Annotated in this window: 19 protein-coding genes; 12 read left to right on the forward strand and 7 right to left on the reverse strand. The window is 64.4% G+C overall.

Features of this window, described 5'->3' with window-relative positions; translation table 11 throughout:
* The first annotated feature begins 267 nt into the window (after positions 1-267).
* Positions 268-3,627 carry an AAA family ATPase gene (locus V7E26_RS09305; protein ID WP_442893370.1) on the forward strand — a complete coding sequence of 1,120 codons (3,360 nt, stop codon included), beginning with the start codon at positions 268-270 and terminating at the stop codon, positions 3,625-3,627.
* Here the strand turns inward: V7E26_RS09305 and V7E26_RS09310 are convergent.
* The 4 genes from V7E26_RS09310 to V7E26_RS09325 form a co-directional block, all read right to left on the reverse strand.
* Positions 3,624-3,854, reverse strand: coding sequence for a hypothetical protein (locus V7E26_RS09310; RefSeq protein ID WP_324415152.1), 231 nt, complete (start codon positions 3,852-3,854; stop codon positions 3,624-3,626). The genes V7E26_RS09305 and V7E26_RS09310 overlap by 4 nt on opposite strands.
* Complete coding sequence (locus V7E26_RS09315; protein WP_324415153.1) at positions 3,851-4,084, reverse strand: hypothetical protein; 234 nt, start codon at positions 4,082-4,084, stop codon at positions 3,851-3,853. The genes V7E26_RS09310 and V7E26_RS09315 overlap by 4 nt, the downstream gene beginning before the upstream one ends.
* 83 nt (positions 4,085-4,167) lie before the next feature.
* The gene (locus tag V7E26_RS09320; RefSeq protein WP_324415154.1) at positions 4,168-5,262 is read right to left on the reverse strand and encodes a hypothetical protein; all 1,095 of its coding nucleotides are present in this window, start codon (positions 5,260-5,262) and stop codon (positions 4,168-4,170) included.
* A gap of 70 nt (positions 5,263-5,332) precedes the next feature.
* Positions 5,333-6,991: a serine hydrolase domain-containing protein gene (locus tag V7E26_RS09325; RefSeq protein ID WP_324415155.1), complete on the reverse strand. Its 1,659-nt coding sequence runs from the start codon at positions 6,989-6,991 to the stop codon at positions 5,333-5,335.
* A gap of 184 nt (positions 6,992-7,175) precedes the next feature.
* On the opposite strand from V7E26_RS09325, the gene obgE reads away from it, so the two are divergent.
* From obgE to V7E26_RS09380, 11 genes are all read left to right on the forward strand, one after another.
* Positions 7,176-8,228 carry a GTPase ObgE gene (gene obgE / locus V7E26_RS09330; protein ID WP_324415156.1) on the forward strand — a complete coding sequence of 351 codons (1,053 nt, stop codon included), beginning with the start codon at positions 7,176-7,178 and terminating at the stop codon, positions 8,226-8,228.
* A gap of 90 nt (positions 8,229-8,318) precedes the next feature.
* Entirely contained in the window at positions 8,319-9,461 is a 1,143-nt protein-coding gene (gene proB / locus V7E26_RS09335; RefSeq protein WP_324415157.1) for a glutamate 5-kinase, read from the forward strand.
* Between the two features lie 145 nt (positions 9,462-9,606).
* The gene (locus tag V7E26_RS09340) at positions 9,607-10,899 is read left to right on the forward strand and encodes a glutamate-5-semialdehyde dehydrogenase (protein ID WP_324415158.1); all 1,293 of its coding nucleotides are present in this window, start codon (positions 9,607-9,609) and stop codon (positions 10,897-10,899) included.
* A 31-nt stretch (positions 10,900-10,930) separates the two neighbouring features.
* Positions 10,931-11,560 (forward strand): nicotinate-nucleotide adenylyltransferase, encoded by a 630-nt coding sequence (locus V7E26_RS09345; protein WP_324415159.1) that lies wholly within the window; start codon positions 10,931-10,933, stop codon positions 11,558-11,560.
* Between the two features lie 219 nt (positions 11,561-11,779).
* Complete coding sequence (gene rsfS, locus V7E26_RS09350) at positions 11,780-12,133, forward strand: ribosome silencing factor (RefSeq protein ID WP_324415160.1); 354 nt, start codon at positions 11,780-11,782, stop codon at positions 12,131-12,133.
* Between the two features lie 139 nt (positions 12,134-12,272).
* Positions 12,273-12,755 carry a 23S rRNA (pseudouridine(1915)-N(3))-methyltransferase RlmH gene (gene rlmH, locus V7E26_RS09355; protein WP_324415161.1) on the forward strand — a complete coding sequence of 161 codons (483 nt, stop codon included), beginning with the start codon at positions 12,273-12,275 and terminating at the stop codon, positions 12,753-12,755.
* A 97-nt stretch (positions 12,756-12,852) separates the two neighbouring features.
* Positions 12,853-14,172 carry a murein hydrolase activator EnvC family protein gene (locus V7E26_RS09360; protein ID WP_442893371.1) on the forward strand — a complete coding sequence of 440 codons (1,320 nt, stop codon included), beginning with the start codon at positions 12,853-12,855 and terminating at the stop codon, positions 14,170-14,172.
* Positions 14,169-15,524 (forward strand): S41 family peptidase, encoded by a 1,356-nt coding sequence (locus V7E26_RS09365; RefSeq protein WP_324415162.1) that lies wholly within the window; start codon positions 14,169-14,171, stop codon positions 15,522-15,524. The genes V7E26_RS09360 and V7E26_RS09365 overlap by 4 nt, the downstream gene beginning before the upstream one ends.
* Positions 15,525-15,688: 164 nt before the next feature.
* Positions 15,689-16,885 (forward strand): divergent polysaccharide deacetylase family protein, encoded by a 1,197-nt coding sequence (locus V7E26_RS09370; RefSeq protein ID WP_324415163.1) that lies wholly within the window; start codon positions 15,689-15,691, stop codon positions 16,883-16,885.
* Positions 16,886-16,997: 112 nt separating this feature from the next.
* Positions 16,998-17,501 carry an RNA pyrophosphohydrolase gene (locus V7E26_RS09375; protein ID WP_324415164.1) on the forward strand — a complete coding sequence of 168 codons (504 nt, stop codon included), beginning with the start codon at positions 16,998-17,000 and terminating at the stop codon, positions 17,499-17,501.
* A gap of 149 nt (positions 17,502-17,650) precedes the next feature.
* The gene (locus tag V7E26_RS09380) at positions 17,651-18,148 is read left to right on the forward strand and encodes an RNA pyrophosphohydrolase (protein WP_324415165.1); all 498 of its coding nucleotides are present in this window, start codon (positions 17,651-17,653) and stop codon (positions 18,146-18,148) included.
* Between the two features lie 360 nt (positions 18,149-18,508).
* On the opposite strand, the gene V7E26_RS09385 is transcribed toward V7E26_RS09380, so the two are convergent.
* The 3 genes from V7E26_RS09385 to V7E26_RS09395 form a co-directional block, all read right to left on the reverse strand.
* Positions 18,509-20,101 (reverse strand): adenylate/guanylate cyclase domain-containing protein, encoded by a 1,593-nt coding sequence (locus tag V7E26_RS09385; protein ID WP_324415166.1) that lies wholly within the window; start codon positions 20,099-20,101, stop codon positions 18,509-18,511.
* Positions 20,102-20,305: 204 nt separating this feature from the next.
* The gene (locus V7E26_RS09390; protein WP_324415167.1) at positions 20,306-20,713 is read right to left on the reverse strand and encodes a F0F1 ATP synthase subunit epsilon; all 408 of its coding nucleotides are present in this window, start codon (positions 20,711-20,713) and stop codon (positions 20,306-20,308) included.
* An 88-nt stretch (positions 20,714-20,801) separates the two neighbouring features.
* Positions 20,802-21,502 (reverse strand): ATP synthase beta subunit C-terminal domain-containing protein (locus V7E26_RS09395; RefSeq protein WP_442893372.1); only part of this gene is annotated, 701 nt, incomplete at its 5' end.

The following is a 21,502-nucleotide window of genomic DNA, read 5'->3' on the forward strand; positions in this document are numbered from 1 at the left end:
ACAAGCCGTCCCGGTCGCGTGGCGCCCGACCTCCCGGCCGCCGGCGTTTTGCCGGACCATCCCGGCGCATTATACTATCCGAGGTGGCACTTCGTTCGTGAAGTGGTTCACAAACCGCGAGGAAATATCTTCGCGGGCGGATGCAACAGGACCATCGGTTGCATGGTATTCTTCGGCTGAACAACCGTTGCGCGCCATGTGCAGGAGCCTTTGGCAGCAACGCCTCCGCCCGTATTCGGGGCGGGCCGTCATGCCGAAGGTCTACGCATGCAGTGTCCACGATGCCGGCAAGATAATCGCGACGAGGCAAAGTTCTGCCGGGAGTGCGGCATGTCGTTCGGCATCGCCTGCGCGACCTGCGGCAGCCGTTTGCGCCCCGAAAGCAAGTATTGCGACAATTGCGGCGCCTCCATTCCTGTCGTCGCGCCGAGACATTCGGCTCCCCTCCTTTCGGCATCGCCATTCTTTCACGCGCCCAGTCACCTGGCCCAGAGCATCTTCACATCCGAAACGTCTCAGGAGGGCGAGCGGAAGCAGGTGACCGTGCTGTGCTCGGACATGAAGGGATCGACCGAGTATATCGCCGAGCTTGATCCCGAGGATGCCCGCTCGCTGCTTGACCCCGTTCTCGAACGGATGATGGAAGCTGTCGGACGCTACGAGGGCACGATCAACCAGGTGATGGGCGACGGAATCCAGGCGCTGTTCGGGGCACCGATCGCGTATGAGGATCACGCCGTCCGGGCCTGTTTTGCCGCGCTCAAGATGCAGGAGTTGATCCGCAAGTACGCGGAGGAGGTGCGCCGGACCAGGGGCGTCCCGCTGCTGGTACGCGTCGGACTGAATTCGGGCGAAGTCGTCGTGCGTTCGCTGGGCAGCGAATTGCACATGAACTACTCCGCTCACGGCCAGGCCGTACATCTGGCCGCGCGCATGGAGCAGATGGCCGTTCCAGGCACGATTCTGATGTCGTCGCAGACCCTGCACCTGGCGCAGGGCTATGTCATGACCCGGTCGCTCGGCCCGATGCTCGTCAAGGGGCTGAACGCGCCCGTGCTGTCCTACGAATTGCTGGGTGCCGTTGCCGTTTCGAGACTTCAGGCTCTGGCGCGGCACGGATTGACGCGCTTCGTCGGACGCGACGACGAGATCAAGCAGTTGCGGCATGCGCTTGATCTCGCTTATGCGCGCCATGGCCAGATCGTGGCGCTGGTTGGCGAGCCGGGTGTCGGCAAGTCTCGTCTGATCCACGAATTCACCCGCGCGCCCTGCCTGGATTCCTGGCACATCCTCGAAGCCGGCGCGCTCTCCTACGGCTCGGCCACCAGCTACCTGCCGGTCACGGAATTCCTCAGGAGCTATTTCCAGCTCACCACGTCCGACGATTCGCAGACCATTCGCGAGAAGGTCACCACCAGGCTGATGAGCCTGGATGAGGCGCTGCTGGCGGGGCTGCCGGCACTGCTCCTGTTGCTCGATCCTTCCCTCGACGACGCGCAGGCGCCCCCCTCGGACCGGCCGCAGCGCGGGCAGCGAATCCTCGAAGCCGTCAAGCGGCTGTTGTTCCGCGAGAGCGAAGTGCGGCCGCTCCTGCTCGTTCTCGAGGACCTGCACTCGATCGACCAGGAGACAATGACCTTTATCGACGGCCTCGTCGATGGTCTTCCCGGTGCGCGGATCATGCTCCTGGTCAGCTTCAGGCCCGAATTTCATCACGGCTGGACCAGCAAGTCCTACTTCACCCAGATCCGGGTCGACCCTCTCGAGCACGACATCGCGGGCGAACTGCTCGACGCGCTGATCGGCCTCGACGAGGCGCTGGGACAGATCAAGGAAATCCTCATCGAGAAAACGGGCGGGACACCGTTGTTCCTGGAGGAGAGCGTGCGGTCGCTCGTCGAGACCGGCGTGCTCAACGGCAAGCAGGCCGACTATCACACCACAACGTCGATCGTCGAGCTCAAGATACCCCAGACGATCGAAGCCCTGCTGACCTCGCGCATCGACAGGCTGTCTATCGTTGACAAGCGCCTGCTGCAGGCTGCGGCCGTCATTGGATATGAAGCGCCCCTCAGCATCCTGCAGGCCGTGGCAAACTTGCGCCCGGATCGGCTGCGCGAGGCGCTAAAGCGCCTCCAGGATGCCGAATTCCTCTACGAGACAAACCTGTTTCCGGACATCGAATACAGGTTCAAGCACGCGCTGGTTCACGATGCCGCCTACCGGATGCTTTCGGCAGACCGGCGCCGCACGCTTCATACCGCGACCCTGATTGCCGGCGAGCAGGCATATGCCGATCGGCTGACCGAAAAATCCGACTGGCTGGCCTTCCATGCCGTTCGCGCCCAGGCATGGGACCGGGCGATCGTTCATCTCCAGGTCGCCGCTGCGCGGGAAGTCGCCCGTGCAGCAAACCGCATCGCGGTTCAGCATCTCGAGGGGGCGCTTCTCGCCGTCGAGCATTTGCCGTCCGACGAGCGGGCCACGCTGGCGATCGATCTGCGCATCGATCTGCGGCACGCGTTGACGCCGTTGGGGCGCGTCCAGGAAACGCTTGATTGCCTCAACGCGGCTGAACAGATTGCCACACAGCTCGAGGACAGCGCCCGGCTTGGGCGGATTCATTCCTTTACCGCCAATTGTCTTGTCCTGAAGGCGCGGTACGCAGAGGCGCTGGCGACGGGCGAACGGGCCTTGAGCCTCGCCGGCGACAACGAGCGGCTGCAACTCGCGACGAAGATGTACATGGCGCGCGCCAGACAGGCCCGCGGCGAATTCCGTGCGGCCATCGAATCGTTCGAAGGAATTCTGGCCATGCTCGACGGCAAGCCGTCGGACGATTTTCACGGCCTCCCCGTCCTGCCCGCCGCATTTGCCCGAAGCCACCTTGCGATCAGTCTCGCGGTCGTCGGCGAATTCGAAAGGGCGGAAGCCTGCGCTGCCGAGGCGGTGCGCCGGGCGGACGCGGTCGGGCAGCCGGATTCGATCATGTGGGCCCATTGGAGCATCGGATCTATCGCCCTCAACAAGGGAAACGGCGGAGCCGCCATCCAGGTTTTCGACCGCCTGCTCGACGTCTGTGCCACCCATGACCTGGACGCCTATGCCTCGCGGATCATGGCCGGCCTTGGCCGGACGATGGCCCGGCTCGGGCAGGTCCGGGAGGGGCTTGCACTGCTGGAGAAAGCCGTCTCGCTCGACGAGATTGCCGAACCCCAGATCACCCGATCGCTTACGCTCATCGCCTATGTCGAAGCGCTGGTGCTTGCCGGCGAATTCGACAAGGCGCAGAAGGCGCTGACCGACCTGCTGGAGCGGACGAGGAGCCTCGGCGAACGCGCGGCTGAAGCCCACGCCTGCTGGCTGGCGGCGACGATCCACGCCGCGCGCGCTGACGATCTTGAAGCCGGCGAGAGAATGATCGAGCGCGCGAGCGCCATTTCCGGCGAACTCGATCTGTTGCCGCTGCTGGCGCACTGTCACCTCACGCGCGCAGACCTCCACGGCCGGCAGGGGCTGCAGGCGGAGGCGAACGAGTTCCGCGACCGCGGCGAGAAGCTTCTGGACCAACTCGGCATGAAGCCGTGGTTCCCGCCATCCGGCGGCGCCCTGGCGGAAACCGCCTAGCGGGACTTGCGCTTCGCAATCCGCCTTGGCCGGACCCTCGGCTTGCGCACGACCTGTACGTCAGGCGCTGCGAGCCCGAGACGCCGGGCCGCAGCGAGCACCTCGACGATCACGTTCTCGGTCAGCTGCTTGTCGCCCTTGAGGGCAACGCGCAGCTCAAAGGGGGCGGGAGATTTTGCTTTGGCCGCTCGACGGGTCGAAGACTGCTTCGCTTTCGAAGCCGTCATTTCTTCTTCTTTTTCTTCTTCGTGGCCATCAATTCTTCCGGCGTCCGTTCACCCTTGACGGTGACACCCGCCAGATAGCTGCGGACCTTCTTGTTCACGAACATGTTCTTGAGCTCAAGCACCCGCTTATTCCACTGCGCGGCCTGGTCATCGGTAACCGGCCCGATAAAGGTGAAGATAACGACTTGGTGCTCGCCTTCCTCTTGAGGCAGGATATATCCACCACTCATCGATGCACATCCATCGTTTGGGTTCTATGAACATAAGTATGGAACCAACTCTACACCAAATCGCGACTGCGACAAGCCCGGCTCTAGCGTCGCCGTCGAGCCGCCTGCCCGGCCTGTTCCAGAAGCTCTTCCGCGGGAAAGATCGCAGGCACCGCATCGATATCGCGCACCATGTAATATTCGGCAGCCGATCCGCGGGGTTCGGCAGCAACGCTGACCTTTTCGCCGGCCGCGGCCGCGGCAAACGACGCCACCATGTTGTCCCTGCCGACCGCCAGCAGCGCCGTCACACCTGAGGGAAAGCGACCGGCGTTGATCTCGGTAATCGCAGGCACGCCGTCCGCGTCCTCTTTCAATTCGACGAAAAAGGCGCCCGTTGGCGCCTTTTCCAGTGCCTCGACCGCCTTCAAGGTAACCTCGACGGCCTCGGGCGCCGCAACGGTCTTGGCCAGCGAGCACATGGAAAAGATGCCGCTCGGGTTGTTGCCGGCCGCGAAATAGTTGAGCACCTCGACCGCCTGGGTTCGCAGCATGGTGCCCTTGTGCCACAGGCTGTGAACGATGAAGTGCCGCCCCGGCAGGTACTCGGCGAGCGTAAAGTCGGAAACCTTCACGCCCCGCAAGTCCCGCCATTGCGTGATCCAGGACCGCGCCTGCTCGATATTGGCGACGGGGGTGGCGCCGAGCGACCGCGAGCCGCGGCGGGTGCGGCACCAGAGCAGGCCTTCATTCGAGAACCTCGCAAAGATGCCGTCCAGGCTGCGAAGCGACTTGATCTCGAATGTGCGCGGGGCCGGGATATTCCTGCGCCGCAGAAACTCGGTCAGCGCATACTTGTCCTGGCACAGGTCGATCGTCTCGCGGCGGGGGAGCAGCAGGTCGACCTTGTAGCGGCGGCGGTGATCGGAAAGCACTTTGACCACGTTGTCGTTGGTCGCCATGACGACGTTGATCCGTTCCCGCTTGATGATCTCCAGCAGCGCATCGGTGAACTCGCCGCCGTCGGGGTCGGGGGTGAGGTAGTTCGCGTCGGCGATCGACAACCTCAGAAAAAACCGGTCGTGGTTCACGCCGACCACATGCAGCTTGGGCGACATGGCCCGAAGCGCACGGATCAGGTTTGCGCTCGAACCTGTGCCCGCGCCGGTAACCAGCGCGCGAATGACGCGTTTCTTCATCCAGCCCCCCATGAGCGAAGCGACGCGCCCGCCGACCCCGGCGTAGCGGACGCGCCGCGCTGGATCAACTCTAAGCCACCTTCCTGAATTTGAAGTTGCTGAGTTGATCTCCTCCCGAGATGTCATCCATGAAGAAGCCGGCGATCTGTCCCTGCTCGCGATAAAACGTGAACTTCACCAGGGAGAGCACGTTGCTGAATGCCGACGTCGTCTTGAACGTATCGGCGTCGCTGAGGGGGGACAGGGTGACCGCCGCGTACTTTTCACGCATGACCTGGACTGCCATTCCTTTCAGGCCCAGCGTGTAGGTGACGTCGAGTTCGTCGCTGTGGAATTGGCCGGTGAATTCGCCCGGATTTGCCGGCGTGGGACCGGGCGCGGTGATTGGCGGCGGCGGCGGCATCGGCGCGGTCAAAGAAGTGCCGAGATAGAGATTGGCAACCTTGCGCACCAGCGTGAACGTCAGGGTTGCCAGCGTGTTCGGCAAGGCCAGGTTGGCCAGCAGCGCAATCGACAGATTCCGGTCCGGAAAGCGAATCAGGTGCGAGCGATATCCGGCATCCCGCCCGTTGTGTTCGACGATCTTGATGCCGCTCTGATTCAAGATGAACAATCCGAGCCCGTAATCGCCGAGCCCGGGCGTTTGCATCTCCGTCAGTGCGGCTGTACCGCCGACGGTCGCCGAGTCGAAGTTGGCGTCCCAGAGCATGAGGTCGTCAACGGTGGTCTGCAGGTTGGTCGGACCGGTGAGATCATAGTTCGGCATCCGCATCTCCCAACCCACTCCCGTGAGCGGCGGAGTTCGATAGCCATAGGCGCGATCCTGCACGATCTCGCCATGGGTTTCGATGATCTTCGTCTTTGTCATGCCGAGTGGTCCGAAGATATATTGCTTGCAAAAGGCCGACAACGAGAGCCCGGAGACCTTTCGGACGATCTCGCCGGCAATCGTATAGTTGGTGTTGCTGTACGAGTACTTGCTGCCGGGCGTGAAGTTCAGCGACTTCGACAATCCGACGAACCGGTTCATGACGTCGTCCCGGGTGATCACGTCGTCCGACATGCGCCAACCCGCCATCGTGGCAAGTATCCACTGATCCCTGATCCCGCTGGTGTGATGCAGCAGTTGCCGGATGGTGATCGGCTGGAGCGTGCCGTTCGACTGGGTTATGCCGCCGAGTTCGGGAATGAGCGTGCTCGTGTTCACGTCGGTGTCGAGGGTAATCTGCGTGGTCGCAAGGCTCGGATCGTTGATCAGCATCATGATCGCCAGCGCCGTGAATTGCTTGGTCAGCGATGCAGCGTGAAAGACGGTGTCGTGTGAGTTGTAGATCTGGCGGTCGAGATCCGCACGGCCGTAGCCGGCGCGGTAATCGATGCTGCCATTGTGGCGCACGGCGATCGTCATGCCGGGAGAGTCGTTTTTGTTCCAGTCCTTGAAGATGTCGTCGATCTCGTTGCCGTGGGAAGATTTCTTCGAGATGATGGAAGGCCTCTTCCTGATGAGAGCTTTGAGCTTCGTCTTCTTGACGGGTTTCTTGGGAGGGTTCTTGGGGGGCTTCTTTTTCGCAGTCTTCATTGCACATACTCCTCGTGAAGAAGGGTTGCGCCGCGCCTGTCTGCGGGGGAGGACCTGCCTCGATGAGATGCCAGCGATGCACGGGTCACGTCCCGGCTGAAAATCTAGACCGTTTGAAGGGGCGCGCCAACGCTGCCATGCATTCTGCAACGGTAGCCGCGGACCGGTTGTGAAGCAGCCCACAGTTGGGGCGCAAACGAGCCACCCGTCTTGTTGCAGAGCCGCGATCCGCAACCGCCACCGATCGTGGCGGGATGTCCAAAGTTAATCCTTTTCGCCCATTTCGGCCCCTGGCAGGGTTGCCGCAGCGGGCGTGCTGCCTTACTTGTCAGCCATGAAATTCCTTGACGAGGCAAAGGTCTATATCCGCTCCGGCGACGGCGGCAATGGCTGCGTGGCGTTCCGCCGCGAGAAGTTCATCGAGTTCGGTGGACCCTCCGGCGGCAATGGCGGCCGCGGCGGCGACGTCATCGTCGAGGTCGTGGATGGGCTGAACACGCTGATCGACTACCGCTATCAGCAGCACTTCAAGGCGCCGAAGGGCGGCAATGGCATGGGCAAGGACCGCCATGGCGCCAACGGCAAATCGACCGTTCTCAAGGTGCCGGTCGGCACGCAGATCTTCGACGAGGATCGCGAGACGCTGATCCACGACTTCACCGAGCTCGGCGAGAAATTCGTGCTTGCCGAGGGCGGCAATGGCGGCTTCGGCAACGCGCATTTCAAATCCTCGACCAACCGCGCGCCGCGCAACGCCAATCCCGGCCAGGAAGGCGAGGAACGCTGGATCTGGCTGCGGCTGAAACTGATTGCGGACGCCGGCCTCGTCGGGCTGCCCAATGCCGGCAAGTCGACCTTCCTCTCCGTCGTCAGCGCGGCGAAACCGAAGATCGCGGACTATCCCTTCACCACGCTGCATCCGCAGCTCGGCGTCGTGAACGCGCAGGGCCGCGAGTTCGTGCTGGCCGACATCCCCGGACTGATCGAGGGCGCGCATGAAGGCGCCGGGCTCGGCGACCGCTTCCTCGGGCATGTCGAGCGCTGCCGCGTGCTGCTGCATCTGATCGATGCGACCTGCGAGCATGCCGGCAAGGCCTACAAGACGGTCAGGATCGAGCTCGAGGCCTATGAGGGGCATCTTGCCGACAAGATCGAGATCGTCGCGCTCAACAAGATCGACGCCGTCGCGCCGGACGAACTGAAGAAGCAGAAGGAACGCCTGAAGCGCGCCGCGAAGAAGACGCCGCTGCTGCTCTCCGGCGTCACCGGCGAAGGGGTGCAGGAAGCGCTGAAGGCGCTGGTCGAGGTGATCGGCGAAGCCCCGGTTTCGCAGAAGGCAAAGGGCGGCCAGGACCCGTGGGCGCCGGTGCCGCCGCCGCAAGGCTGACGTAAACTTCCGCCTGTCCCTGCTGCGCCACTTCCAAATCCGGGAACTGGCGCGTATTGCTTCCCCATCATCGCATCGTTCGACCGCACCATGAAACGCCCAGCGCTCAAGAACTTCCGCCGCATCGTCGTCAAGGTCGGCTCCTCGCTGCTGGTCGATTCTGACGCCGGCGAGGTTCGCGCCAAATGGCTGTCGGCGCTGGTCGCCGATATCGCCAAGCTGCACGGTGAAGGCCGCGACGTGCTGGTGGTCTCATCAGGCTCGATCGCGCTCGGCCGCAGCCGGTTGAAATTGCCGCGCGGTCCATTGAAGCTCGAAGAGAGCCAGGGTGCCGCCGCCGTGGGACAGATCGCGCTGGCGCGGATCTGGTCAGAGGTTCTGGGCGCGCACGGCATCGGCGCCGGACAGATTTTGGTGACGCTGCAGGACACCGAGGAGCGCCGCCGCTACCTCAACGCCCGCTCGACCATCGCAAAGCTGCTGGAGTGGCGCGCGGTGCCCGTGATCAACGAGAACGACACGGTCGCCACCAACGAAATCCGTTACGGCGACAATGACCGGCTTGCCGCGCGCGTCGCCACGATGGCGAGCGCCGATTTGCTGGTCCTGCTGTCTGACATCGACGGCCTCTACGACGCGCCGCCCGGCGCCAATCCGAACGCAAGGCTGATTCCGATCGTCGAGTCCGTAACCTCGGAGATCGAGGGCATGGCGGGTGCGGCTGGATCCGAATTGTCGCGCGGCGGCATGTACACCAAGATCGAGGCGGCGAAGATCGCGACGACGTCGGGCACGCACATGCTGATCGCCTCCGGCAAGATCGAGCATCCGCTGCAGGCGATATCGGACGGCGGACGCTGCACCTGGTTCCTCACCCCCGCCAATCCCGTCACCGCGCGAAAGCGCTGGATCGCCGGCTCGCTGGAGCCGAAGGGCACCCTGACCATCGATGCCGGCGCGGTCGCCGCGCTTCGTGCCGGCAAGAGCCTGCTGCCGGCCGGCGTCATCCGGATCGACGGCCAGTTCGCGCGCGGCGATGCGGTCGTGGTGCGCGGGCCGGACACCCATGAAATTGGCCGTGGCCTCATCGCCTACGACGCCGAGGATGCCGAGAAGATCAAGGGCCGCTCCTCGCCTGATGTGATGGTGATCCTGGGCATCAGCGGCCGTGCCGAGATGATCCACCGCGACGATCTGGTGGTCGGGCCGGCCGGAACCGTCCCGGTCAAGTAGGACGCCGCCAGGCCATTGGCCGAGTCTCCATTTACCCGATACCGCCAGCCAGCCATGCCGGCACCGGACCTCGCAAGAGGCGGATTTTCGTGCTAGGCCATGACCTTAACCTCAAGTGGCCTTAACCTGGAAACCGGGACCTCCGATGACCGCCCCCCTCAAGGCAATCGACGGCAACGCCGATCTGCCCGCCCTGATGACCGACCTCGCCACCCGGGCGCGCGCCGCCGCGCGCGTGCTGGCGCTGGCGCCGCCGGAGCAGAAGAACCGGGCGCTGGAGGCGATCGAGCGCGCGATCCGCGCCAACGCCGCAAGGATCCTGGCGGCCAATGCCGATGATGTCGCCGAGGTAAAGGCGGGCGGCGCGACGTCGGCGTTCCTCGACCGGCTGACGCTGACGCCATCGCGCGTCGATGCGATGGCCGATGGCGTCGCCGTCGTGCGCGGCATCGCCGATCCCGTCGGTACCGTCACTGAAAGCTGGCAGCGGCCGAACGGCATGACCATCGAGCGCGTGCGCGTGCCGCTCGGCGTCATCGGCGTGATCTTCGAGAGCCGTCCCAATGTCGCCGCCGACGCCGGCGTGCTGTGCCTGAAATCGGGCAACGCCGTGATCCTGCGCGGCGGCTCCGACAGTTTCCGTTCCTGCCGCGCGATCCATGAATGCCTTGTGCAGGGCCTGCGCGAAGCGGGCCTGCCCGAAGCCGCGATCGCGCTGGTGCCGACGCGCGACCGCGCCGCTGTCGGCTTGATGCTGTCAGGGCTGAACGGCGGCATCGACGTGATCGTCCCGCGCGGCGGCAAGAGCCTGGTGGCACGCGTCGAAGCCGAGGCGCGCGTGCCGGTGTTCGCGCATCTCGAGGGCGTCAACCATGTCTATGTCGATCGCACCGCCAGGCTCGACATGGCGAAATCGATCGTGCTGAACGCCAAGATGCGCCGCACCGGCGTCTGCGGCGCGGCCGAGACGCTGCTGGTCGATCGCGCCGCGGCCGAGGCGAATCTGAAGCCGCTGGTCGAGATGCTGATCGAGTCCGGCTGCGAGGTACGTGGCGACGACGCCGTGCAGAAGGTCGACGCACGGGTGAAGCCGGCCACCGACGAGGACTGGGACACCGAATATCTCGATGCCGTCATCGCCGCGCGGGTGGTCGACGGCGTCGACGCTGCGATCGCGCATATCCGGGACCACGGCTCGCGCCACACCGATGCGATCGTGGCCGAGGACGCCAAGGCGGCCGAGAAATTCCTCAGCGAGGTGGATTCGGCGATCGTGCTGCACAATGCGTCGACGCAGTTCGCCGACGGCGGCGAGTTCGGCTTCGGCGCCGAGATCGGCATCGCCACCGGCAAATTCCACGCCCGCGGCCCGGTCGGCGCCGAGCAGCTGACGAGCTTCAAATATCGCGTCCACGGCACCGGGCAGACGCGGCCGTGAACACCAGCCGGCGCATGCGGTGATACGGCCGATGCAATCGCAACCGGCCGCACAAGCGATCCCGTTCCACAGCAACGGCATGCGTATCGGCCTGCTCGGCGGCTCGTTCAATCCGCCGCACGCGGCGCATCGCGCCATCAGCCTGTTTGCGCTGAAGCGCCTGAAGCTCGATCGCGTCTGGTGGCTGCTGACGCCGGGCAATCCGCTCAAGGATACCGGACGGCTGCACGGCCTTGCCGAACGCGCACAGGCGGCGCGCGATGTCGCCGGCGATCCGCGCATCGACGTCAGCTGTCTCGAAGCTGTCATCGGCACCAGATACACTGTCGATACGATCACTCACTTGCGGCGCCGCGTTTCCGGCGTGCGCTTCGTCTGGATCATGGGCGCCGACAATCTCGCGCAGTTCCATCGCTGGAAGGATTGGCGCCGCATCGCGTCCGAGGTGCCGCTCGCCGTGATCGACCGTCCGCCGCAGAGTTTCCGGGCCCTCGCCGCCCCTGCCGCCCTGGCGCTGGCGCGCTACCGCGTGCCCGAAAATCAGGCGGCACGGCTGGCCGATCGGCAGGCGCCCGCCTGGACTTTTCTCACCGGCATGAAGCTCAATTTGTCTTCCACCGCCCTTAGGAACTCCGACGGAAGCTGGAAGGCAAAGAAGTGACAGTCCGGTTCGAACCGGCAAGCGGGGCTACTGGAATATTGAAACCATTAACCCCACATGCCTAATATGGTCCGCGACGCCCAAGATTCGGCGTTCGCGATACAGTGAAAGGAATGGTCCCTGGCCACACCTGTATTGTCCAAGTCCAAGTCTGTTTTACCCAAGGTTGCCAGCAAACCTGCCAAGACCGCGCGTAAAACATCGACCCAAGCTGCAGCCTTGAAGGCGCAACCTGACGCCGACAAGACGCTGAGTATGATCCTCTCCCGCCTCGACGATATGAAGGCGGAAGAAACGGTCACCATCGACCTTCGCGGCAAATCCGCATTTTCCGACTACATGATCGTTACGTCAGGCCGGGCCAACCGGCATGTCGGCGCGATCGCGGAGAACGTCACGAAAGCCCTGAAGGAAACCGGCATCAAGAACATCCATGTCGAGGGCTTGCCCAATTGCGACTGGGTGCTGATCGATTCCGGCGATGTGGTCGTGCACGTGTTCAGACCCGAGGTCCGCGAATTCTACAACCTCGAAAGGTTGTGGGCGCAGAACCCGGCGGCGGCAGCGATCTGAACTCCCGGCCGGTGCGAATCGGCTGAGGCGCATATAGTATGCTTGCGCGCGCATGAAGCGCGCGTGCCGGAAAGTGCACGCCGGAATCGGCACGCAGAACACGGCACACGCCAGAACCAGCATACGCGCCTGTCCATCGATGCGACTTTTCGTTGTCTCAATCGGCCGACTGAAGCAGGGTCCGGAGCAGGAACTGGCCGAGCGCTATCGCGAGCGCTTCGAGGACATCGGCCGCAAGCTCGGTTTCCGCGGTCTTGCGATTCATGAAATTTCGGAAAGCCGCGCCCGCGATACCGCGACAAGGATCTCGGAGGAAGCCGCGGCGATCGCGGCGGCGATACCGGAAAAATCCGTGCTGGTGGCGCTCGACGAGCGCGGCAAGAGCATCGACAGCGCGGCGTTTGCCCGGCAACTTGGCCAGTGGCGGGACGAGGGGATCGCCAACGCGGTTTTCGCCATTGGGGGCGCGGACGGACTTTCGCCTGATTTGCAGCGCAAGGCTAGACTACGCATTGCGTTCGGCTCGGCGACCTGGCCGCATCAAATGGTTCGCGTCATGCTTCTTGAACAGATTTACCGGGCCGCGACCATTCTGGCCGGCCACCCCTACCATCGTGCCTAGGCACGGTGACGTGAACACAGAGAGACGCTGAACAGGCCGAATGCATTCACCGCAGCACATTCGTTCATACCCGGGCACCGCCGATCGCGGCGGGCCGATGATGTCAGCCGTCGCGCTGATATTCCTTTTGGCAGGCCTCCCCGCGGCATCGCTTGCGCCGGCGATGGCGCAAACGGCGCCGCCCGCGCAGCAGGCCAACGCCGTTTCGCCCGATGCGATCAAGCAGCGCGAGCAGGAACTCGAGGCTGCGCGCGAAGAGCAGCGCAAGGCGGCCGAGTTGCAGAAGAAGCTGAAGGCCGACATGGCCGCGATCGGCCAGGACCGCGCCAAGCTCAACCAGCAACTGATCGACATCGCCACCCAGGTCCGCGGCATCGAGACTCGCATCGGCGAGACCGAGGGGCGGCTGCGCCCGCTCGATGCTCGCGAGCAGGAGGTTCGCGCGACGCTCGATTCACGCCGCACTGAAATTATCGAGGTGCTGGCGGCCTTGCAGCGTGCCGGACGGCGCACGCCGCCGGCGCTGCTGGTGCGACCCGAGGACGCGCTGCAATCGCTGCGTACCGCCATGCTGCTCGGCGCCGTCGTCCCCGAACTGCGCGGACGTGCGGAAAAGCTCGCCGCCGACCTCGGCGAACTCGTGAACCTGCGCAAGAGGATCGCCAACGAGCGCGATTTGCTGGCGCAGGATCGCGACAAGCTGAAGGACGACCAGATCAGGCTGGCTGCGCTGATTGACGAGCGGCAGCGCAAGCAGAGCGCGATCGAAAAGGACATGGAGACCGAGGGGACGCGCGCCGTCAATCTGTCCCGGCAGGTCGACAGCCTGCAGGGCCTGATCACGAAAATGGAGCAGGACCTGAAGAGCGCCGCCAAGGCGGCTGCGACCGCCAGCCTGCAGGGCGCGCCGGCGGCCCCGGGGGGCAAGCCCAATCTCGGGGCGCTGAAGGACCCTGCCCGGCTCAGCCCGGCGATCGCATTCGCCTCCGCCAAGGGACTATTTTCCCTTCCGGTTAACGGCCGCAAGATTCGCGATTTTGGCGGTTCCGACGGCTCGGGCGGCGTGGAAAAAGGCATTTCTTTGACAACCCGGGCCGGGGCTCAGGTCACAACACCGTGTGACGGCTGGGTTGTTTACGCTGGACCGTTCCGCAGCTACGGACAACTCTTGATCCTCAATGCCGGGGGCGGGTATCATGTCCTGATCGCCGGGATGGAGCGCATTTCGGTAAACATCGGCCAGTTTGTACTTACGGGAGAGCCGGTCGCGACCATGGGGACGACGTCCCAGGTCGCATCCATTCTCGCAACGACCGCGAGCCAGCCGGTGCTCTACGTCGAGTTTCGCAAGGACGGCACTCCAATCGACTCAGGCCCATGGTGGGCCACACATGAAGGCGAAAAGGTTCGCGGATGATGCGCAAGACTTCTGTAATTCTTCTCAGCGCCGCCACCGGTGCGGCTTTGACGCTCTTCGTGACGCAGCCCCGTTCGGTGCTGATGGGATCGGTGGCACGCGCCGCGACGTCGGACACCTACCGTCAGCTCAATCTGTTCGGCGACGTGTTCGAGCGCGTGCGCAGCGACTATGTCGAAAAGCCCGACGATTCCAAGCTGGTGGAATCCGCGATCTCCGGCATGCTGGCCGGTCTCGATCCGCATTCCAGCTACATGGACGCCAAGAGCTTCCGCGACATGCAGGTGCAGACCCGTGGTGAATTCGGCGGGCTCGGCATCGAGGTCACGATGGAAGACGGCCTGATCAAGGTCGTCTCGCCGATCGACGACACCCCGGCCTCGAAGGCCGGCATCATGGCCAACGACATCATCACCACGCTCGACGACGAAGCCGTGCAGGGTCTCACCCTGAACCAGGCGGTCGAGAAGATGCGCGGGCCGGTCAACACCAAGATCCGTCTCAAGATCATCCGCAAGGGTCAGGACAATCCGATCGAAGTCACGCTGGTGCGCGACAACATCCGCGTCCGTTCGGTCCGCGCGCGCGTCGAGCAGGACGACATCGCCTATATCCGCGTCACCACCTTCAACGAGCAAACCACCGAAGGCCTGAAGCGCGAGATCAACAACCTGTCGAACCAGATCGGCGACAAGCTGAAGGGCTACATCATCGATCTCCGGAACAATCCGGGCGGCCTGCTGGAAGAAGCGGTCACCGTCTCCGATACCTTCCTCGAGCGCGGCGAGATCGTCTCGACCCGCGGCCGCAATGCCGAGGAAACCCAGCGCCGCGCCGCGCACGCGGGCGACCTCACCAAGGGCAAGCCGATCATCGTGCTGGTCAATGGCGGCTCGGCATCGGCCTCGGAAATCGTCGCCGGCGCGCTGCAGGACCACAAGCGGGCCACGCTGGTCGGCACGCGTTCGTTCGGCAAGGGCTCGGTGCAGACCATCATCCCGCTCGGCAGCGGCAACGGCGCGCTGCGGCTCACCACCGCGCGCTATTACACGCCGTCGGGCAAGTCGATCCAGGCCAAGGGCATCGTGCCCGACATCGAGGTGCTGCAGGACGTGCCGGACGAGTTGAAGGCGCGCACCGATACCAAGGGCGAGGCTTCGCTCCGCGGCCACCTGAAGAACGACGGCGACGAAAAGACCGGCTCGCAGTCCTACGTGCCGCCGGATGCCAAGGACGACAAGGCACTGAAGACGGCGGCCGACCTGCTGCACGGCATCAAGTCGACCGCGAGCGGCCCGGCGACCGGTGACAAGGCGGCGGTCGAAAAGCCGGCCACCAAGGCGGCGAACTGATCCAGCGATCCGGATGTAGGTGAACAAGAGGGGCGGCCACGGGCCGCCCCTTTTTCGTTGCCGATTCCTGCCTTGCGCCCGGAACGGCGCTTTTGCGGAGCCGTGCAGGCGCTCGAATCAAGGCCATCGTGGTATCGTCGGGCCCGGGTGATTCGGGAAGATTGATGACGGAAACGGTCGACGAACTGAGTGCGCCGCTCGGGCAGAAAACGGAGCGCCGGAAGCGGCGCTTAAGGCTGCCGTTTACCGCGATGCAGGCGCTGGCCGTGCTGCTCGGCCTCGTCCTGATCGCCTTCCTGACGGTAACGCTCTTTACCGACAACCCGCTGGGCGGCGAGCCAGTCGCCCGGGTCGCGCTTCCCAAGCCGGCGGACGACAAGCCGTCCGCGGCGGCGTCCGGCCACACCGAGCAGCCGGCCAAGTCCGCCTCCCCGGCAGCCGCCGGCGACAGCAAGACGGTCACCATCATCGATGGCTCCAGCGGCAAGCGGCAGGACGTCGTGATCGGCAGCGACGGCGGCGGCAAGACCGGCGCGGACACCGGGCCTTCGGCGGCCATGGTCGGGATCGATTCGCGCCTTCTGGAAAAGGCGCGCTATGGCATGATCCCGATGGTGGCCGATGGCCTGAAGCCGTTCACGGTCTATGCGGCCGACGCCGACCGAACCAAGGCAGCCAGGATGCCGGTCGTCGCCATCGTCGTCGGCGGCCTCGGTGTCGGGGCTGCCAAGACGGCCGATGCCATCATGAAACTGCCGCCGGCGGTGACCCTGGCCTTCACGCCTTACGGGACGGATCCCGCCAAGCTGGCCGAGCGGGCTCGTGCGCAGCGCCACGAGATCCTGCTGCAGGTTCCGATGGAGCCGTTCGACTATCCGGACAACGATCCGGGCCCGCAGACCCTGCTCACGGCGCTCCCGCCCGAGCAGAACCTCGACCGGCTATACTGGCACCTCAGCCGTTTCCAGGGCTATGCCGGGATCGCCAATTTCATGGGCGCGCGTTTCACGGCAACCGACACCGCGATGCAGCCGATCGTCCGCGAGGCGGCCAAGCGCGGCCTCGGCTATCTCGATGACGGCTCCTCGCCGCGCAGCACCGCGTCCGCGCTGACGACGGCGCAGGCCATGCCCTTCGCCAAGGCCGATTTCACCATCGATGCCGTGCCGACCTCGGCCGAAATCGACAGGACGCTGGTGAAACTGGAGACGCTCGCCAAGGAGCGCGGGGTGGCCGTGGGCGTTGCCTCGGCGCTCCCGATTTCGATCGAGCGGCTCGGCACGTGGATCAAGACCCTTGAAGGCCGCGGCATCATGCTTGTGCCATTGACAACGGCGATGCTGAAATCAAAATCAAGCTAGAGATCAAGCTGGTGGCGTCGATCCAGCTCCTTCGCGACCGTACCGGAACCGGCCCATTGCGGATGGACGAGAGGCAAGAAGACTTGATGCAAACAAAGGAAGCCTGACGGACATGGCGCGCTACGAGGAGCTGCCTTATCGGACCTGCGTCGGCATGATGCTGATCAACGCGGCCGGGCTGGTCTTCATCGGTCGCCGGGCCGGCGGCATCGAGCATGTCGACGATACCCATGTCTGGCAGATGCCGCAGGGCGGGGTCGATCCCGGCGAGGATACCTGGGAGGCGGCCAAGCGCGAACTTTACGAGGAGACCAGCGTCCGCTCCGTCGAGAAGCTCGGCGAAGTTCCGGATTGGCTGATCTACGATATTCCACGCACCGTGGCCGGCCGCGCCTGGAAGGGCCGCTATCGCGGGCAGCGGCAGAAATGGTTCGCGGTGCGCTTCACCGGCAAGGACGCCGAGATCAACGTCGCCAGCCCCGGCGGCGGGCACAAAGCCGAATTCGTGAGCTGGCGCTGGGAGCCGATGAAGAATCTCCCCCACCTGATCGTACCGTTCAAGCGGCCGGTCTATGAGCGCGTGGTCAAGGAATTCGCCAGCCTCGCGGGCGGCTAAAGCGCGATGAGATTTGGATCAATCGTCATCGCGCTTTAGGTCTTTGTTTGAGCATGATCTTTTCGGAAAACCGCTTCACACTTTTCCGGATCATGCTCTAGCCATTGGTTCTCCCGCGTCGTCGCGACGCCAACCGGCACTCATCAGCGATGTCCGACAAACCCTATCGGCCCAATGTAGGGATCGCGCTGTTCAGCGTCTCCGGCGAGGTGCTGATCGGACGGCGTTTCCGCGACGACGGACCGGAGATCATTCTTCCCGGGCTGGAGTGGCAGATGCCCCAGGGCGGCATCGACGCCGACGAGAATCCGCGCGATGCCGTCATGCGCGAACTCTGGGAGGAGACCGGGGCGGTCAGCGCCGATTATCTCGGCGAGACCGATTGGATAAAATATGATTTTCCGCCCTATGACGGACCGCCCTCGCACCGCCTCGCGCAATTTCGCGGCCAGCGGCAGAAGTGGTTCGCGCTGCGGTTCACCGGCAGCGACACCGAGATCGATCCGCTGACGCCGCGCAACGGCCAACCGGCCGAATTCGATTCCTGGCGCTGGGAGCGGCTCGATCGCGTCGCCGACCTGGTCGTGCCATTTCGGCGCAATGTCTACAGGATGGTGGCGCAGGCGTTTGCGGGCTTCGCTCGCTAGATTGGACGGGCTCAGCCCCCGCCGCCGGGCGCCTTCGCTGACTTTGGTATTAGCGAACCTTTTGGAGCGACCGCAGACTAACGGATTAAGTCCTGAAATAATCCGCCCCTCACGGTGTCTAGCCTCTCATGATGGAAGTGACTTTTTCCAAGCGCCGCCGGAGTTGGGAGTGGCGCGTGCTCAGCAAGAACGGCGTGCTGATCATGCACGGGCGCGAACGTACCCGCCCGGCTGCCCGCTACCAGGGTTACCGGTGCCTGTTCATGCTGCTGGCGATCGGCCGCAGATCCGCCGCCCCCCGGACTTCCGAGGCCTTCTCGAGAACAGACAAATCGAATTCAAGCGCCAGCAGGTCATGGTCTAGTTAGGACCGACCGAAAACGGGCCGATGGCAATGACCTGACAATTGCTGTCGCGCCTGGCGCAATCGGCCAGCGCGTCACTCACCGCCCCCTGCTCGGTCGCCACCTTCAATCCGAGCCCGGGCCGGCCGGCAGCACCGACCGCCACCGCATTCCAGCCGCTCTGCGCCTCCGCCAGGCGGCGCGCGACCTCGTCGCGGGCTTCGGCGGCAATCATCGTATTCCCGCTTGCCTTGAAGAAGCCGGTCGCCTTGAGCGTGGTCGGGATCGGAACCACGAAAGTATCGTTGAGCGCGATGATCAGGCAGGGCACGCCGGCGATCCCGCCGCAGGATTCGAGCGCCCGCCGCGCGGCCTCATCGACGCTATCGAGCGCGATCGGAAAGAACAGCGCGCCGCCGGGTCCGAGCGCGACCGCCTTGTTCTGCCGCGCCGGCTCGTAGACCGCCTCGAGCCGCGCCTTGCCGGCCTCGCGGGTGAGCGGGACGTTCCTGGCGACGAAAGGCTGCGCGGTCACGGCATCATGCCGGATCCAGGGCAGCGGCGGCAGCGGTGGCCTGCCGCGGGCGTAAACAACGGTGTCGCCGACGGCATAGAGTTCGCATTTGCGCGGCGATTGGGCGGAATCCGCGCGCTTCTGGCATTGCTCCACCGCCGCCAGTTTGGCCGCCTCCTCGCTTGGCTGCCCGGTAACGGACGCGCTGAAGCCGCCAATGTTGAGCGAGAACGCCTTGAAACCGGCAGCCGGGACATAGTCGGACACCAGTGCGGCGCGCACCTTGTCGCTGACGAAGGGAATATTGCCGGTGGCAAGTTTGTCCGATGATGGCCCGGCGGCCGCCGTCGGCGCAGCACTTGAACTGACAGGACTTGAGCTGACGGGACTTGGACTGCTGCTGGTGGCAACGACCTTTGGCGAAGCTGACGTCTCGAGCTTGGTGAAATAGAGAAAGCCGCCGACGCCGATCGCGGCGAGGCTGACGACGGTGACGGCGACCGGCCACATCCAGTTCGGCTGCGCCGGGCCTTGCGCCTTGGCTGATTTCTTGGCCTGCGGCGTTGCGTAGGTGCCGTCCTCGCGACGCATCGCCACCATGTAGGCATGCACCGGGGTTGGAATGTTCTTCACCTCCTGCGCGCCGATATCGGCGAACTGCACCGAGAGCTTGTTGGCGACCTGCTCATGCACCGCGCGCGAGATGCAGATGCCGCCGACTTCGGCGAGCCCCTCCAGGCGCGCGGCGATGTTGACGCCGTCGCCGAGCAGATCGCCGTCGCGCTCGACCACGTCGCCGATCGTGATGCCGATGCGAAACGCCATCTGCCGGCTCGGCGGATAGGCCATGTTGCGGGTACGCAGGCTTTCCTGGATATCGATCGCGCAGCGGACGGCCTCGACCGCGCTCGGAAACTCGGCGAGCACGGCGTCGCCAGCGGTGTTGAAAATCCGCCCGCCGCCCTTGGCGATGAAATCGTCGGTCACCTGGCGGTAGGAGGCGAGGCGGCGCAGCGTCTCCTCTTCGTCCTCGGCAACCAGTCTGGAATAGCCGGCAATATCGGCCGCAAAAATCGCCGCGATCTTGCGTTTCATCGAGAGCAGCCCCGAACCACGTTCTGCTGCGGCACAATGCCGCCAGAAGTTCCCCGGCGCAACCTTGGCGATCGAAGCCAGCCTGCGCGCGCCCCGAACAGAAGTCGGAGCGTTCAGGCAGCCAAAAATAAAGCGCCCGTCACGGTGTGACGAGCGCCGATGGTGCCTCGGCCTTCATTACGCCCCGGAGCGGTGCCCCGGGGCCTAGTGCATAGCCGTGGTCTGGATCTCCTGCTGCACCGATTTGAAGTGGTCGAGGCGTTCGACGGCGCGATCGAGTTCGTCGCCCTCCTTCTCGGCCAGTTTGGCCTCCATCTCGGCGATGACATCGGCAAGCTTGGCCCGGTCGAGTTCTTCGAGAGTCCGCGCAACATCTGCGAGCACGGTCAGACCTTTTTCAGAGATCTCGGCGACACCGCCGGTGACGATGATCTTCTCCTGCCTGCCGCCGGAGAACACCGTCAGAATGCCCGGGCGGATCGCGGCGACGACCGGCGCGTGGCCGGCGAGCACGCCGAAATCACCTTCCACGCCGGGAATGTCGACCTGATCGACCTCGCCGGAGAAGGCGAGCTTTTCGGGAGAGACGAGATCGAAGTGGAAGGTAGCCATTTTGAACCTTGCGAATAGCGAATAGCGGGTAGCGAATGGGAAGGAATGGGAGCAGCCCTGTCAGCTACTCCCTGTTCGCCATTCGCCCTTACGCCGCCTCGGCAGCCAGCTTCTTGCCCTTCTCGACGGCTTCTTCGATGGTGCCGACCATGTAGAAGGCCGCTTCGGGAAGGTGGTCATACTTGCCTTCGCAGAGGCCGCGGAAACCCTTGATGGTGTCAGCGAGTTCGACGAACTTGCCCGGCGAACCGGTGAAGATTTCGGCGACATGGAACGGCTGCGACAGGAAGCGCTCGATCTTGCGGGCGCGCGCCACCGCGAGCTTGTCCTCTTCCGACAGTTCGTCCATGCCGAGAATGGCGATGATGTCCTGCAGCGACTTGTAGCGCTGCAGCACCTGCTGGACCATACGGGCGGTCTGGTAGTGCTCCTCGCCGACGACGAGCGGCGAGAGCATGCGCGAGGTGGAGTCGAGCGGGTCGACCGCGGGATAGATGCCCTTTTCCGAAATGGCGCGCGACAGCACGGTGGTCGCGTCCAGATGGGCGAACGAGGTCGCCGGCGCCGGGTCGGTCAAGTCGTCGGCCGGAACGTAAATGGCCTGCACCGAGGTAATCGAGCCCTTCTGCGTGGTGGTGATGCGCTCCTGCAGCGCGCCCATGTCGGTGGCGAGCGTCGGCTGATAGCCCACGGCGCTCGGAATACGACCCAGCAGCGCCGACACTTCGGAGCCGGCCTGCGTGAAGCGGAAGATGTTGTCGACGAAGAACAGCACGTCCTGGCCCTGGT

It is taken from the genome of Bradyrhizobium sp., from assembly GCF_036735945.1.
Classification (GTDB): domain Bacteria; phylum Pseudomonadota; class Alphaproteobacteria; order Rhizobiales; family Xanthobacteraceae; genus Bradyrhizobium.